The following is a 14289-nucleotide window of genomic DNA, read 5'->3' on the forward strand; positions in this document are numbered from 1 at the left end:
TACTGATCTTCTACCTGCTCTTTTGGAGAGTTATTTATGGAATTCATGATAATTGCCCTGCCGTTCGTGAAAGTGATAGCGGCCTTTTGTCTGATGCTGGTCGGTATCAGAAATAAACTCGGCCTTGCCCTGTCAATTTTGGCGGGTGGGCTGTTTATGGGGCTTATTTTCGGCCTTTCGACCACCGAACTGCTCAAGACGAGCAGTCTGGCGTTGGTGCAGGAAAAATTTCTCTTTCTGGTGACCATCGTCGGCGCGATACTCGTTCTTTCCGATGCTCTGGAAAGGTCGGGCCAGTCTGTAAGGTTGATGGATGCGTTATCCGGCTATCTTGTCCACCCGCGATTGCGGTTGATATTTTTCCCGGCCTTGATCGGTCTTTTGCCGATGCCCGGCGGGGCAATTTTTTCGGCGCCTATGGTCAAGGCGGTAAGTGCCGATATGCGCCTAAAAAAAGAGGATAAGGTCGTTATCAATTACTGGTTCCGCCACGTCTGGGAGATGGCCTGGCCGCTCTATCCCGGAATCATTCTGACCGTTGCCCTGGCTGATGTGCCCGTTACGGCATACATCGCCAGGTCCTGGCCGGGGGTTGTCGCCATGTTTGCCATCGGCTGGTTCTTTTTCCTCCGGCCGGGGGTGCTGCATACCGCGGCGCTGCCGTCGGCAGCTGACCTGCCCCGGGAGAAAAGAGGGCGACGCAAGGTGGTGACCGAGGGGCTGCCTCTGATCATCGCCATAGTCGGAGCCATCGGCCTGGAGACGCTGCTGGCCGGCTTTGCTGCGAAGATTTCCTTTGAGTGGGGCGTCATCGCTGCCCTGCTCGCCGCCATTATCTGTATCATGATTCAGAATCGGCTCGGCGTCAGTTTTCTCGGGGCAGTATTGAAGAAAAAGAGTCTCTGGACCATGCTCATGGTTATCGCGGCGATCTTTGTTTTCAAGGACGTGATGCAGGCAGCGGGAATTGTCGAGGCGATGGCGCAAAGCGCCGGCGGCGGGGTGGCCCTTTTCGCCGCGGCAGTCTTTCTGCCCTTTCTGGTGGGGATGGTCGCGGGCATCAATGTGGCCTTTGTCGGAGCGACATTCCCCCTGTTGATTGGTCTGCTCAACTCACTGGGCATGGAGGACCGGATAGTCCCGTACTTGATATTAGGATCGTTTTCCGGTTTTACCGGGGTGATGATTTCGCCGATTCACATCTGTTTTGTTCTTACCTGTAATTATTTTGAAACGGATCTGGGTCGAGCCTGGCGCAGACTGATCGCACCTTCAATCTGTTTCGGCCTGTCGGGTGCTTTGCTCTTTTGGCTTTTATTGCTATAAAGCCACCTCTCACCAAAAAAAAGTACTGTTTTAAAGTACTGTTTTCAGGAAAGAGGTGGGAGGGCGGTAGGGTGGCGGGGTGTTATTTCTGACAAACTCGTAAGAACTTCGATTTCCGATGGATAAGTAAAAAGCTTCGTATTGGAGGCGTGCAATTTTTCTATTATTTCGGCGTACTAAAGTACGTCGTAATGATAGAAAAATTGTAACAACGAACAAGATGAAGAGTTTTTACGACGCCATCATATTTCAGCAACACCCGAGGGAATAAGGCAGATAAAAACGAAGTCTTCCCCGCCGGCATTCATGAACTGATGCTCTTCGTTGCCGGGGATGAAAACCACTGTACCGCTGGTGACAGTCCGCCATTCGCCGTTTTGCCAGACCTGACCTTTACCGGAATGAATGAATATTTCGTGCTCCCACTCGTGTGCGTGCCGTGGGGTGAAACCACCCGGAGCGACGGTGAATACCCGCATGCAAAAGTTGTCGGCTGCATCTTCCTTGCCGATGACGACCCTGCCGGTGACGCCTTTGACTGTCTCGCTGTCAAATTTATGGGAAGGAGAATCCTGGTAGTCTGCAATTTTCATAATAGTCTCACTGCTCATATGGTTTTGAAACACAGATAATAAATTGCCTGCGGTAATAGTATAGCGAAATACCGGGAATGCAACTGTTTAAGGTTTCGTCCGTGCGGCCTTGCCGGTCAGGCCCATGTAAATGGCCGCCAGGGTCAGGACGACTCCTGTCCAGTTGAGGATGTCTGTTGGCCGGTTGAACAGCAGTACATCCCAGATAAAGGCCAGGGCCGGCTGGAGAAGCAGGATCAGCCCGGTAAACGATGCACGGATCTTCGGCATGGCATTGGCGATCAAAACCCAGCCGATTGTTTGACTGAACAGGCCGAGGCCAAGCAGAGAAAGAAGACTCTTTGTATTCGGGATGATAAAAGAATCGCCGGCATGAAGCATCTTCATGCCAAGAAAGAGAGCGCACCAGATCGAGATGATCATAAGAGCGGAAAAGATCGAATGACTTTTGTCCGACTGAATTTTTCGCAGGCTGAGCAGAAAAGCGGTGTAACATACCGCTGTCAGCAAACCAAAATAGATGCCGGTTTTATAGTTGTTGTCCAGGTTGTTCCAGTTCAGGCCGATGATAAGCAAGAGGCCGACAATTGCCAGAGGTATGGCAGCAAAAAACCTGGGACGGCTCTTTTCACCGAAAAAGAGTATCCCCGTCGCGGCCAGAAGAAAGACCTGGAAATTGCCAAGAAGCGTCGCCAGCCCCGGGCCGATGTACATAATACTTTCATGCCAGAAAAAAAGGTCGAGGGCGAAGGCAAAGCCGCAAAAGGTAATCAGGAGCAGCTCGACGGGAATGAGTTTTTTGAAATCCTTGAACCAGAGAGTGGCGCACAGTAGAAAAATCGCGCCAAAAAATACCCGATAAAAAGCCGACGCCGTTGGAGGAACATCTGCCAGCTTGACAAAGATACCGGAAAAACTGATTAAAAAGGCACCGCAGAGCACCTGGAAAGTCGGCATATGGCGAAGGCGAAAATTCTGCATAATGTGAACGTAGGGAGGGTAAGGTTCTTGCAATAAATAGGGATGTCGCCCAATTTTAGCCAGAGCGGTATACAATTGGAATCAATTAAAAACAAGCAAGATAATGGGCTTTGCAGAATTCCGCACTGAAATTTATAATGTCGCTGGATCAATAGATAAAATGAGGAGGATGTTTATGACTGGATATGCTTTCTGGGACCACCTTTGGCAAATGCACGATGAAACTAAGAGTCTGATGAGTTTTAATCCAAAAAAATTAATCAGGCATTTCAGTAAAGATCATGTGACACTTGCTGTACAGCACCAGGATAAAGATGTCGACCTGACTGAAGAAATCGAAGATGCACCTGCTGAGCACATTGAACGTATCCAGGCAGGGCCAGGCGGCGTCGATGAGGGAGATCCGCGGGAGTACACCATGCGGCAGAAAATTGGTCTGGTTGTTGGGCCGGTGCTCTTTCTCACGATGCTTTTTATGCCAACCCCATCGGGTATGGAACCGATGGCCCAGAAAATGGCTGCGGTTGCTTGTCTCATGGCAACATGGTGGATGACTGAAGCGATTCCGATTCCCGCAACGAGCCTTATTCCTATTGCTCTGTTTCCGCTTATGGGCATTATGGACACTGCAAAGGCCGCAGCCCCTTATGCCTCTCATCTTATTTTCCTGTTCATGGGCGGCTTTATTATTGCGCTTGCCATGCAGCGGTGGGAGCTGCACAGGCGTATTGCCATGAATATCGTCAGGGTAGTTGGCTTTTCACCCGGACGGTTGATCTTTGGCTTCATGGCTGCCACTGCTGTCCTATCGGCCTTTGTGTCGAATACCGCAACCACCGTTATGATGTTGCCTATTGGTCTGGCAATTATCACTCATGTTATCACGGAAGGGAAAAAGGAAGGTCTTGACAAAACGATTGATTTCTCGCCGGAAAATTTTGCTTTTGGTCTGAATTTGATGCTTGGAATCGCTTATGCGGCATCAATTGGCGGTATTGCCACTATTATTGGTACTCCTCCTAATACTGTGCTTGCCGGATATCTACAGAAAACCTATGGCTATGAAATCACCTTTGCCAACTGGATGAAGGTAGGTGTTCCTCTTGTTGCTATTTTTCTGCCCCTCTGCTGGTTGTGGCTGACAAAATTTGCCAACCCGATGAAATTGAAAAAAGTTCCCGGTGGTCGTGCTCTGATTGTTGCCGAACTAAAGGCTATGGGGCGGATGGGCGCTGGAGAGCGCTGGACGGCACTGGTCTTTGGTCTCACTGCTCTCGGCTGGATTTTCAGAACCAAACTGACCTTTCTTTTTACCGATCCCAAATTAATCACCGACGCGACTATCGCCATGACCGGTGCTTTGATCTTGTTTTTGATTCCAATAAATTTACAGAAAAATATTTTTGTCATGGATTGGCGCTGGGCTTCAAAAATGCCATGGGGGGTATTGATACTTTTTGGCGGCGGTCTTTCCATGGCCGGTGGTTTTAAAGAAACCGAGCTGGCGACCTGGATAGGAAGTCAGGTGAGCCTTTTGGACACTGCTCCGATTCTGGTGTTGGTTATTGCCGTTAGCACCCTGATTATTTTTATGACCGAACTCACGTCAAATACTGCAACTGCTGCGATGGTCATGCCGATTCTGTCGGCTGTTGCCATCGGACTCGGGCAGAATCCTCTGTTGTTGGTAGTACCTGCAGCGATAGCGGCCTCCTGTGCCTTTATGCTGCCGGTTGCAACTCCGCCAAACGCAATTGTTTTTGGCTCCGGGTATGTGACCATTCCACAGATGGTGAAAAGTGGTTTTGGTCTCAATATTCTCGGGATGTTCATTACCGTGGCTATTACCTACCTCTTTGTCCTGCCGATGTTCGGTGTTCAGCTTGGTGTTGTGCCTGAATGGGCGATGACCGTTGTCAAATAAAGGTACAGCACGGACAATCTGGCCATAGAGAAATTACGGTCGGTAGTGGCATCTTCTTCCTGAAAATGCCTGGGGTGTTGTCCTTGCACAACATCCCAGGTCTCTTTTGACCCAAAATTCTCAGAGATTCCTTCCGGAAATTGGAGTGTCGCACAATATGTTGAGATAAAGACAGTCAACCTCTGTTAAATAGAATTACTAAACAAAACAGAGATGAAAATTTATACCACGCAATAACAGTCAGATAGTAGTTTGTTTACGCAGTTGTAGCGAAATATTGTTGAAATTTTGGAAATATTTAGTATTTGTCTACCGTAATTTATCATGCCAATTAATCGCTTCTCCTTTTTGTTGTGCATATTACGCACAATTATTCGCTCAAGTGCGGGAGAGGTTTTATGTTGATTGCCGCCAGGTAGAACATCTTTTTCAATGGAGAACGCCTCAGACGATATGAAAGATTTATCAACGAAATACCTCGGACTGGATCTTAAAAATCCGTTGATTGTCGGCAGTTGTGGATATACCAATTCGGTTGATAAGATAAAGGAGTTAGCGGATAACGGTGCCGGTGCTGTTGTGCTGAAGTCTCTTTTTGAGGAACAGATTCAGGCGGAATTATCCGCCAACCTCGACAGCTATACCGCTGATTATCCAGGGGCAACGGATTATATTCGTGCATATACCCGCGGCAACGAGGTCGACAGTTACCTGAAACTGATTTCCGGCGCCAAAAAGAGCGTTGATATTCCGGTGATAGCCAGTATCAACTGTGTCTCGGCCCACGAATGGGTTGCCTTTGCCAAATCTATTGAGCAGCAGGGGGCGGATGCTATTGAGCTGAATATTTCCCTGCTTCCCTCGAATCCGAAAATGACCAGCGGGCAAAATGAGCAGCAGTATACCGAGATCATCAATGCGGTGAGTGGAATGATTTCCATTCCACTCACTCTCAAAATGAGCCACTATTCGGCCTCACTGGCCAACCTCATCCAGAAGTTGAGCTGGACTGACAAGGTGTCCGGCTTTGTGCTGTTTAATCGTTACTACAGTCCTGACATAGATATTGACAAGATGGTGGTAAAATCTGCAGATGTTCTGAGCAGTCCATCCGAGGGCTGTGGGCCTCTGCGCTGGATCGCCCTGATGTCCGGTCTGATCGACAAAGATCTGGTGGCCTCGACGGGTGTGCATGACAGTGCAGGGGTCATTAAACAGATTTTGGCTGGAGCGACCGCTGTGCAGATCGTTTCCACCTTGTATAAAAACGGTGCAGGGCAGATCGCTACGATCCTCAAAGGGCTTGATGAATGGATGGAACAGAAATCTTTTGCCGATCTGGCAGCCTTTAGAGGGAAACTGAGCTATGAGAAGGCGACCGAGCCCGCAGTCTTTGAACGAACACAATTTATGAAGTATTATGGCGGATTGTCCTGATCGGCTGCTCCTGACCCAGGGATAAAATAGTCGTACAGACCTGCAAGGCAGGGGAAACCGCATCCAATTAACTAAAATTATCAAGTAAATATGAAATCGTTGCTGACATTTCCAAAAGGCGGTGTTCATCCGCCTGAATGCAAAGCGCAGACACAGGGCTCAGGTATAGAAATAATGCCTGTCCCCGACGAACTCGAGCTTATTCTCAGCCAGCACATTGGGGCTCCATGTACAGCGACGGTCGCCAAGCGTGATCAGGTCACCGAGGGGGCACTGATCGGCGAGGTGAAGAAGGGCCTGGGAGTTCCGCTCCATTCTCCGGTTGCCGGGAAAATTAAAAATCTGGCTACTTCCGTGCATCCGGTGCGGGTGAGCGCTCCGTCGATCACCATTGAGGTGGACCGGGAGGCTGCGCCTGTGCAATACCACAAGGTCGACTGGCAGCAGCTTGCCGGTGCGGATCTGTTGGCTAAAATTCATGATGCCGGTATCATTGGCATCGGTGGCGCCGGTTTCCCTACCCACGTAAAACTCAATCCGCCCGCGGATTCGCCGGTTGATACCCTGGTGCTCAATGGCGCCGAATGTGAGCCCTACATTACCGCCGATCATCGGCAGATGCTGGAAAACCCGGGGCAGATAGTCGAAGGAGCAAAAATTATTCTCAAAATCCTTGGTATCACCAGGTGTTTTATCGGCATTGAGAACAATAAACCGGACGCTATAGGTGCAATGACCAAAGCCGCGGAACAGGCGTCCGGCGGAGAATACTCCATCATAATCCAGCCGCTGCAGGTGAAATATCCGCAAGGCTCTGAAAAACAGCTCATCCATGCTATCACCGGGCGGAAAGTCCCGGCCATGGCCCTGCCTTCAGCGGTGGGAGTTGTCGTGCAGAATGTTACCACGGCGAAGGCCATCTACGATGCGGTCGTGTACGGCAAGCCCTTGTACGAAAAGGTTGTCACCATAGCCGGCAAAGGTATTGCCAGGCCAGCCAACCTCCAGGTCAAGATAGGCACGAAGGTAAGTGATATTGTCAAGTATCTTGGCGGCTTGCAGCCTGGTCTGGCAAAAGTCGTCATGGGGGGGGCGATGATGGGTTTTGCCGTCTCCAGCCTTGAGGTTCCGGTTACCAAAACCACCTCGGCCGTCCTCTTTCTCACGGAAGAGGAGATCGACACGAAACCGCATTCCCAGTGTATTCGCTGCGGCTGGTGTCTCGATGCCTGCCCGATGGGACTGGAGCCAAAGGAGATCGGCATCTACGTCGAGGCAAACAGAGCTCAGGATACCGCGCAGTTTGGTGTCTTTGACTGTTTTGAATGTGGTTCCTGCGCTTATGTCTGCCCGGCCAAACGTCCGCTTGTGCAATTTGTCCGGCTGGCCAAGATGAAGGCAAAGAGGCAGTAGCAGCAGGTTGCATAGAGCACGTTGTATAATTGGCAACTGGAGAAAAAACAATTGGCCCTGATCCAGGGTCTGGGCATTAACTACGATGTTTTGAGGAGAGTCGTGAGCATACAGCAAGCTTCAGATGATCAGACGACTGCGCCGGCGCGCCTGTGGAAGGTTTCCGTATCGCCGCATTTGAAAAGCAGTGAGTCGGTCGAGAAAATTATGTGGACGGTTGTGGCCTGCCTTGTGCCGCCGTTGATTTTGTCGGTTTTTGTCTTCGGCATACAAACGCTGCTTATAACTGCTGTTTCCGTTATAAGTTGTGTTGTTGTCGAGGCCGTAAGTCAAAAAACCCTAGGCAGGCCGGTGACAATCAAGGATGGCAGTGCCGTTCTGACCGGATTATTGCTCGCCTTTGTCATTCCGCCGGGTGTGTCGCCGCTGCTTCCTATTCTGGCTGCAGTGTTTGCCATCTATATCGGCAAGCATCTCCTTGGCGGCATTGGTTACAATTTCTTTAATCCTGCTCTTCTCGGCCGGGCATTTTTACTGGCATCATTTCCGGTCGCCATGACCTCGGCCTGGCTGGCACCGATCGAGGGTTTCGGTATTTTCTCGTACCTGGCCGGTTCCGTTGACGCCGTTTCGACCGCCACGCCTCTCGCTGTGATGAAAGAGCAGGGCATGGCGGTATTCACCGAGACATTTGGCAGTGGGGCAAGCCTCTATACCAGCTTTTTTCTTGGCTGGCGTCCGGGCTGTATCGGAGAAACAAGTGGTTTCCTGCTTGTCCTCGGCGGCCTGTACCTCATCTACCGTGGCTATATTACCTGGCATATCCCTGTTTCCCTTCTTGGATCCATTGCCGCACTGACCTGGATATTCGGCGGAGAAAGTTACTTCAACGGGGACCCGCTGCTTGCTCTTTTGTCCGGTGGCGCCATACTCGGGGCTTTTTATATGGCCACCGATTATGTCACCAGTCCGACGACGAAAACAGCGCAGATCGTCTACGGCATCGGCATCGGTGCTCTGACCGTGCTCATCAGAATGAAAGGCGGGTATCCCGAAGGTATCTGTTATGCCATACTGCTTATGAATCCACTCAGCACTGTTCTCGACGGCTGGTTTAAAACAAAACGTTTTGCCCTGCCTGCAGGAGGTGCAAAATGAAAGATATCATAACAATTATTGTTCGCCTGACGGTATCCTGTCTGCTGGCCGCGACAGTTATGGGCCTGTGCTTCATCTTTACCAGCAATGCCAAGAAACATAACGAACATGTCAAAGAGCAGCAGGTTATGTATGAACTGCTCGGCTATAAAGGTGGCGCGACTGTGCCTGATTCAATGGCCATGCATGCGGTATACCGATACGTCATCAGTAACAATGAAAAACAATCCATCGGCTACCTGGTGCCTTCCGGAGATGCAGGAGAGAATGACTTTCTCTTTGTCAACATTGACCTCGACGGCACTTTGATAGAATCGAAACCGGTGGCCCTGAATGCAGGCGACGCACTTGAGGCGGAAACACGTAACAAGGCCGTCGTTACCGCGGTCAGTCCAGGCAATGTGGTCAATTTTGCCGATCAGACCATTGTCGTCACTGAAAACGGCAATCGCATAGCCTATCTGCTCGGCGGCAAGTTCCAGGGCTTTAAGACATTTATCAATGTCATGCTGGCTGTTGATCCGGCTTTTTCGCTCGTTGGCATAGAGATTCTTGAGCATGAGGAAGATCCCGGGCTTGGCGCGGAAATTGAACAGGATTACTTCAAAAACCAGTTTAAGGGCAAACCCTTTGAAGCCTTGAAAACAGTCGATGTCCTCAAGGCGCCGATTCCCGAGGATTATCTCAAGGCTCTTACCGGCAAGGTCGGCGAAGAGGATATTATGAGTTTTCGCGAGCAGTATAAGGACAAGGATATCTATGCAATTACCGGAGCGACTATTTCAACAAAGGCCGTCGCCAATGGGGTAAAAGGTATTGTCAGGAAATTTGCCTACCGGGTAACTGTCCTGGATAAGGTTCTAAAAGAACAGCAGCTTGCTGTATCGTTTTAATTCTTGTAAGAGGAAGTCGACGTGGCAAATGACAAATCGAGCATGCAGCTGATCACCCGGGGGATACTAAGTGAGAACCCGATTTTCAAGCTGGCGCTGTCCATGTGTCCTGCCGTTGGTATCTCTACCACGGTAATGAACGGTATTATGCTGGGAATTGCTGTACTTTTCGTGCAGGTTTTTTCCAGTGTGACCATATCTCTCTTTAAAAATCTCATTCACCCGAGGATTCGTATACCAACCTATACGCTGACCATAGCTACCTGGGTGACGGTCATTGATCTGGTACTGGCGGCCTATATGCCTGAGGCCTATGCGAAAATGGGAATTTTTGTCAAGCTTATCGTCGCCTTTGCCATCATCACCATGCGGCTGGAAATGTTTGCCTGCAAGGAATCGGTCAATGATTCCTTCTGGGACGGTTTAGGTATGGGCCTTGGCTTTATGGTCGGCATGGTGGTTATCGGTTTCGTTCGGGAGCTCCTCGGATCCGGTATGATTATGGGCTATGATGTTCTTGGTTTCAAGCCCCTTCTTTTTTTCATCCTGCCCAGTGCCGGTTTCTTCGTGGTCGGATTGATGATGGCCTTTTTTAATTGGATTGAAGTTTATTATAAACGTTCAAAAGGGTTAAAATGATGACTCTTGCACACACAAAATATATCGTCCTTGCCGCACTGTTTTTTTGCCTGGCCCCGATGTTTGCGCAGGCTGAAGGACTTATCGCCGATCAGAAATTCAAGGCGGACAACGAAATTGTCGTTACCTTCGCCGGGGCGGTCGACCGGGCGGTGGCTGAGGATATAGCGAACTATACCGTCTTTGAGGAACCGGACCCGGATATCATCCTCGAGCTGCAATCCGCCACCCTCTCCGAAGACGGCACCAGCGTTTCTCTTCGCTTCAAGGAACCGTTGAATACGGCAATGGTCCATGTGGTATCAATCAAAGGGCTGGCCGGAATCGATGAAACCACTTTTACGGTCAGTAAGTCGTATTTAGGATACCTGTTCGGCATCCTCATATCCGCTCTTTTGATCAATAACTTTGTCTTTACCAAGTATCTCGGGCTCTGTGTCTTTTTCGGTACGTCAAAGAAAAAAGAAACGGCCAAGGGTATGGGCGTCGTTTTCACCCTGGTCATGGTGGTGTCGGCCTTGATGAGTTGGTTCTTTTACAATTTCATCCTGATTCCTTATGATCTGAACTTTCTGCAGATTGTCGTCTTTATCGGCCTCGTTTCTCTGACGGTTCAGGCGGTCGATACGGTGCTCAGAAAGGTCAATCCCATTCTCTTCAATTCCTTTGGGGTATTCCTTGTTCTGGTTATCGCCAACTGTGTCATTATCGCGGTGCCACTGATTCTGGCCAACAACAATTACAATGTCTTTGAGACCTTTATGCTGGCTCTTGGCGCCGGCGGTGGTTTTCTCCTGGCCCTGTATTTGATGAGTTCCGTGAGCGAGCGGATGCAGCTCGCAAGAATTCCACCAACATTTAAAGGGCTGCCCATTGCCTTTATTGTTGCCGGGCAATTTGCCATGGCGTTTCTAGGATTCTCTGGACTGCAGATTTTTTAGCCCTGGCCGGTTTCTTGCTGCTTACCGGGGTTTGAAATAAAAACGAAGACTTAATTTGAGAGTTAAACAATATGGATCCGGCATTAGTTAAATTAGCATTAGGCGGTCTGGTTCTGCTCGGCTGCATCGGGTTATTTTTCGGTATCGGGCTGGCCATCGCTGCCCATAAATTTGCCGTCGAGGTCAACCCGCTCATTGAAGAGGTTCTTGAATCCCTGCCCCTCGCCCAATGCGGCGGTTGCGGCTATGCCGGATGTGAAGGCTATGCCATTGCCGTGGTCAATGATCCTGATGTGCCGCCGAACCTCTGTTTTCCAGGAAAAGAGCCGGTGGCCAAAAGGGTTGCTGAACTTACCGGCAAAAAGGTCACTGCCCTTGAGGATCAGATTGCTCTGGTGCGCTGTTCGAGGGTTGAGGGCAAGGTGAGCCATAAGCACGAATATTACGGTTTTGCCTCCTGTACCGCGGCCAACCTCAGTTTTGGCGGACCTTCAGCCTGTCAGTATGCCTGCATTGGTCTTGGTGAATGTGCGGAAGCCTGTCCCTTCGGCGCCATTGACATGGTCGAGAATTTTCCGGTCGTCAATCCGGATAAATGTGTCAGCTGCGGCGTTTGTGTGCGGACCTGCCCGAAAAAAATCATCGAGATTCAAACACTGAAGGCGCGTGTCTACGTGCCATGTTCGACACAGGACCTCGGCAAAAATGTCAAGGCCGTCTGTGAAGTAGGGTGCATCGGCTGTAAGATGTGTGTGAAAGCATGTCCGGCAGGCGCGGTTAGCTATGAGAACAATGTGGTAAAAATCGATCACAAGGCATGTATCGCATATGGTCCGGCTTGCGAAACAGCGTGTGTGACGAAATGCCCACGGGATATCTTCAGACACTATGAAGGCCGCCAGGTAATTTCCAAAAAGAGCGGTATTGATGGATTAAAGATGGCTGGCTGATTGCGTACGTGTACATCGGTCAGTTGGATAGTCTGCAAACAGGAAATCCCGGAAACTTTCTTTGTTCACAAACGAAGATTGTTTCCGGGATTTTTTTATGCACAAGGCATGAGCCGTATCGCGGCCCGCAACCATTTTACTAGAGCCGAACTTGTTATAGCTCAATCCTTAAACTGTGAGGCATCAAGCTTATATTTTTTGCTTTTATACTGAATGGCCCTGCGGCTGATACCTAACAGCTCCGCAGCATCCTTTTTGACCCCTTTGGTCTGTTTCAGGGCCCGGATAATCGCCTCTTTTTCACTCTGTTCAATTGAAAAATTCTCATCGCTACTCTCAGCCATCGGGGTAGGTTCCTCATCCAACTGCAGATCTTCCGGGAGAATCCGCCGGTTTTTGCAGAGAATGATCCCGGTTTCCAGGGCATTTTTTAACTCTCGAACGTTCCCCGGCCAGCTCAGTGTCTGGAGCCAGTCCAGGGTTCTTTGCGGCAGGTCCAGACTGGGCAGGTTGTTGTTTCTTGTATAGGTGTTGACTAAAAATCGAGCCAAGTCAGGGATATCATCACGTCTTTCACGGAGCGGAGGAACCACCAGCGTCACCACCTTCAACCGGTAATACAGGTCAAGCCGGAACTTTCCTTCCTCCGCGTCTGCTCTCAGATCGGCATTGGTTGCTGAAATCACCCGACAGTCGATCTCTTTTTCTTTGATGGCGCCAACTTGCCGAATGGTTCTCTCTTCTAAAAAACGGAGAAGCCTGCTCTGCATCTCCTGGGAGATATTGCCCACCTCATCCAGGAACAGAGTGCCGCCGTGGGCAGCCTCTATCAACCCTTTTTTGTTCTGGATGGCATGGGTGAACGAGCCTTTTACGTGGCCAAACAATTCACTTTCCAAAATGCCTGGAGGCGTCGAGCCGCAATCAACAACGATGTATGGTTTGTCTTTTCGCGGACTGCAGTTATGCAGCATCCTGGCAACGCTTTCCTTGCCGACCCCGCTTTCGCCAAGAATCAACACGTTGGCATTGCTTGCGGCCACTTTGATGAGCAATTCCTTCAGCTCGGTCATGGCGACGCTGTTGCCCCAGAAGATACCTGCGTCATCTGCAGGTTGAGGGGCGACCGGAGTCCGGGGAATCGTGGCGATAACCTGCTCAATTTTCCAGACGAGTTCCTTGCCGTCGAAGGGTTTCGTCAGATAGTCCACAGCACCGGCCTTCACCGCATCAACGGCATCAGGAATTGTGCCGTAAGCGGTGAGAAAGATGACCGGGAGCTCGGGAAAGATTGTTCTCGTTTTCTCAAGAAGTTCGAGACCGCTCATCTCCGGCATTTTAATGTCGGAGACAAGAATGTCTACCGGGTTCTGTTTGAGAATTTCCAAGGCGTCGGCCCCGTTTGCTGCCTTATAGATCTTGAAATCCGCAGCCATTAGCCGGGCTTCCAAGACCTCTAAGATAGAGGGATCGTCATCAACGATCAAGACGTAAGGTTTTATATTCATAGAGAATTTTGCTTTTCCTGGACATTCATATCAATTGCTTCAAGTGCGGCAATCTGATTGTGGAGTTCTTCAATCTTGCTTTGCAGCTTTTGAACGGTGGAGGTCATCTCGGAAATCTTTTTTTTCTGGTCATCAATGAGAGCGGTTTGTGCTGTTTCACGAGCTATCCGTTCCTTGTCCTGTTCTGTTATACGTTTGCTTTGCTGGTTCAATGCCAGTACGAGGAGAAGTCTGTTTTCGCTAAAAGGCGCGGTACCCTTGCCGGCATGCCATTTCTGCAGATTGCCGATGCCCTCAATGAATTGTTCCTCGGTGTCGGCTGCCATCATCTGGGTACAGGCCAGACCATAGAGAGCATGGTTTCTGTCTTCTGCCGAGAGTGCGGTCGCGTATATCCGCTGGTATTCGAGGCGCGCTCCTGCAAAATCACCGTTTAGAAAGAGTTGTTCTGCTAATGGCTGAGCAGGTTCCCCTGGTAATGGGGAGGCCGATTTTTGTATCATGGCGCAGGAACTACACCATGAGA

General features: G+C 50.0%; 13 protein-coding genes. 9 read left to right on the forward strand and 4 right to left on the reverse strand.

Annotated features, from left to right (window positions below; all coding sequences use genetic code 11):
• Nucleotides 1–36: 36 nt before the first annotated feature.
• A complete protein-coding gene (locus ACYQ8U_RS02785; protein ID WP_459943987.1) occupies nt 37–1326 on the forward strand; it encodes a DUF401 family protein in 1290 nt (429 codons plus the stop codon).
• Between the two features lie 242 nt (nt 1327–1568).
• Here ACYQ8U_RS02785 and ACYQ8U_RS02790 read toward each other — a convergent pair whose 3' ends face one another.
• A complete protein-coding gene (locus tag ACYQ8U_RS02790) occupies nt 1569–1919 on the reverse strand; it encodes a cupin domain-containing protein (protein ID WP_459943988.1) in 351 nt (116 codons plus the stop codon).
• 87 nt (nt 1920–2006) lie between these two features.
• Nucleotides 2007–2900, reverse strand: a complete 894-nt coding sequence (locus ACYQ8U_RS02795) for a DMT family transporter (RefSeq protein WP_459943989.1) — start codon at nt 2898–2900, stop codon at nt 2007–2009.
• 169 nt (nt 2901–3069) lie between these two features.
• Between ACYQ8U_RS02795 and ACYQ8U_RS02800 the strand changes: the two genes are divergently transcribed.
• The 8 genes from ACYQ8U_RS02800 to rnfB all read left to right on the forward strand — a co-directional run bounded on the left by ACYQ8U_RS02800 (nt 3070) and on the right by rnfB (nt 12255).
• Nucleotides 3070–4824 (forward strand): SLC13 family permease, encoded by a 1755-nt coding sequence (locus tag ACYQ8U_RS02800; protein WP_459943990.1) that lies wholly within the window; start codon nt 3070–3072, stop codon nt 4822–4824.
• 453 nt (nt 4825–5277) lie between these two features.
• Complete coding sequence (locus ACYQ8U_RS02805; RefSeq protein WP_459943991.1) at nt 5278–6261, forward strand: dihydroorotate dehydrogenase-like protein; 984 nt, start codon at nt 5278–5280, stop codon at nt 6259–6261.
• Between the two features lie 90 nt (nt 6262–6351).
• A complete protein-coding gene (gene rsxC / locus ACYQ8U_RS02810) occupies nt 6352–7674 on the forward strand; it encodes an electron transport complex subunit RsxC (RefSeq protein ID WP_459943992.1) in 1323 nt (440 codons plus the stop codon).
• 102 nt (nt 7675–7776) lie between these two features.
• On the forward strand, nt 7777–8832 hold the full coding sequence (locus ACYQ8U_RS02815) for an RnfABCDGE type electron transport complex subunit D (protein ID WP_459943993.1): 1056 nt from the start codon (nt 7777–7779) through the stop codon (nt 8830–8832).
• Nucleotides 8829–9725 carry an FMN-binding protein gene (locus tag ACYQ8U_RS02820; protein ID WP_459943994.1) on the forward strand — a complete coding sequence of 299 codons (897 nt, stop codon included), beginning with the start codon at nt 8829–8831 and terminating at the stop codon, nt 9723–9725. Before ACYQ8U_RS02815 ends, ACYQ8U_RS02820 begins: the two co-directional genes overlap by 4 nt.
• A 21-nt stretch (nt 9726–9746) precedes the next feature.
• Complete coding sequence (gene rsxE, locus ACYQ8U_RS02825) at nt 9747–10364, forward strand: electron transport complex subunit RsxE (protein ID WP_459943995.1); 618 nt, start codon at nt 9747–9749, stop codon at nt 10362–10364.
• Complete coding sequence (locus tag ACYQ8U_RS02830; RefSeq protein WP_459943996.1) at nt 10361–11305, forward strand: electron transport complex protein RnfA; 945 nt, start codon at nt 10361–10363, stop codon at nt 11303–11305. Before rsxE ends, ACYQ8U_RS02830 begins: the two co-directional genes overlap by 4 nt.
• Nucleotides 11306–11376: 71 nt before the next feature.
• Entirely contained in the window at nt 11377–12255 is an 879-nt protein-coding gene (gene rnfB, locus ACYQ8U_RS02835) for an RnfABCDGE type electron transport complex subunit B (protein WP_459943997.1), read from the forward strand.
• A gap of 161 nt (nt 12256–12416) precedes the next feature.
• On the opposite strand, the gene ACYQ8U_RS02840 is transcribed toward rnfB, so the two are convergent.
• Nucleotides 12417–13763 carry a sigma-54-dependent transcriptional regulator gene (locus ACYQ8U_RS02840; RefSeq protein WP_459943998.1) on the reverse strand — a complete coding sequence of 449 codons (1347 nt, stop codon included), beginning with the start codon at nt 13761–13763 and terminating at the stop codon, nt 12417–12419.
• The gene (locus tag ACYQ8U_RS02845) at nt 13760–14266 is read right to left on the reverse strand and encodes a hypothetical protein (protein ID WP_459943999.1); all 507 of its coding nucleotides are present in this window, start codon (nt 14264–14266) and stop codon (nt 13760–13762) included. The genes ACYQ8U_RS02840 and ACYQ8U_RS02845 overlap by 4 nt, the downstream gene beginning before the upstream one ends.
• Nucleotides 14267–14289: the final 23 nt, after the last annotated feature.

This window comes from Desulfocastanea catecholica, assembly GCF_054657295.1.

Bases quoted from the DNA above. Each gene is read 5' to 3' on its own strand.
- rsxC (WP_459943992.1), top strand. From the start codon at position 6,352: ATGAAATCGTTGCTGACATTTCCAAAAGGCGGTGTTCATCCGCCTGAA.
- ACYQ8U_RS02840 (WP_459943998.1), bottom strand. From the start codon at position 13,763: ATGAATATAAAACCTTACGTCTTGATCGTTGATGACGATCCCTCTATC.
- ACYQ8U_RS02800 (WP_459943990.1), top strand. From the start codon at position 3,070: ATGTTTATGACTGGATATGCTTTCTGGGACCACCTTTGGCAAATGCAC.
- ACYQ8U_RS02830 (WP_459943996.1), top strand. From the start codon at position 10,361: ATGATGACTCTTGCACACACAAAATATATCGTCCTTGCCGCACTGTTT.
- ACYQ8U_RS02790 (WP_459943988.1), bottom strand. From the start codon at position 1,919: ATGAAAATTGCAGACTACCAGGATTCTCCTTCCCATAAATTTGACAGC.
- ACYQ8U_RS02785 (WP_459943987.1), top strand. From the start codon at position 37: ATGGAATTCATGATAATTGCCCTGCCGTTCGTGAAAGTGATAGCGGCC.
- ACYQ8U_RS02820 (WP_459943994.1), top strand. From the start codon at position 8,829: ATGAAAGATATCATAACAATTATTGTTCGCCTGACGGTATCCTGTCTG.
- ACYQ8U_RS02845 (WP_459943999.1), bottom strand. From the start codon at position 14,266: ATGATACAAAAATCGGCCTCCCCATTACCAGGGGAACCTGCTCAGCCA.
- rnfB (WP_459943997.1), top strand. From the start codon at position 11,377: ATGGATCCGGCATTAGTTAAATTAGCATTAGGCGGTCTGGTTCTGCTC.
- ACYQ8U_RS02805 (WP_459943991.1), top strand. From the start codon at position 5,278: ATGAAAGATTTATCAACGAAATACCTCGGACTGGATCTTAAAAATCCG.
- ACYQ8U_RS02795 (WP_459943989.1), bottom strand. From the start codon at position 2,900: ATGCAGAATTTTCGCCTTCGCCATATGCCGACTTTCCAGGTGCTCTGC.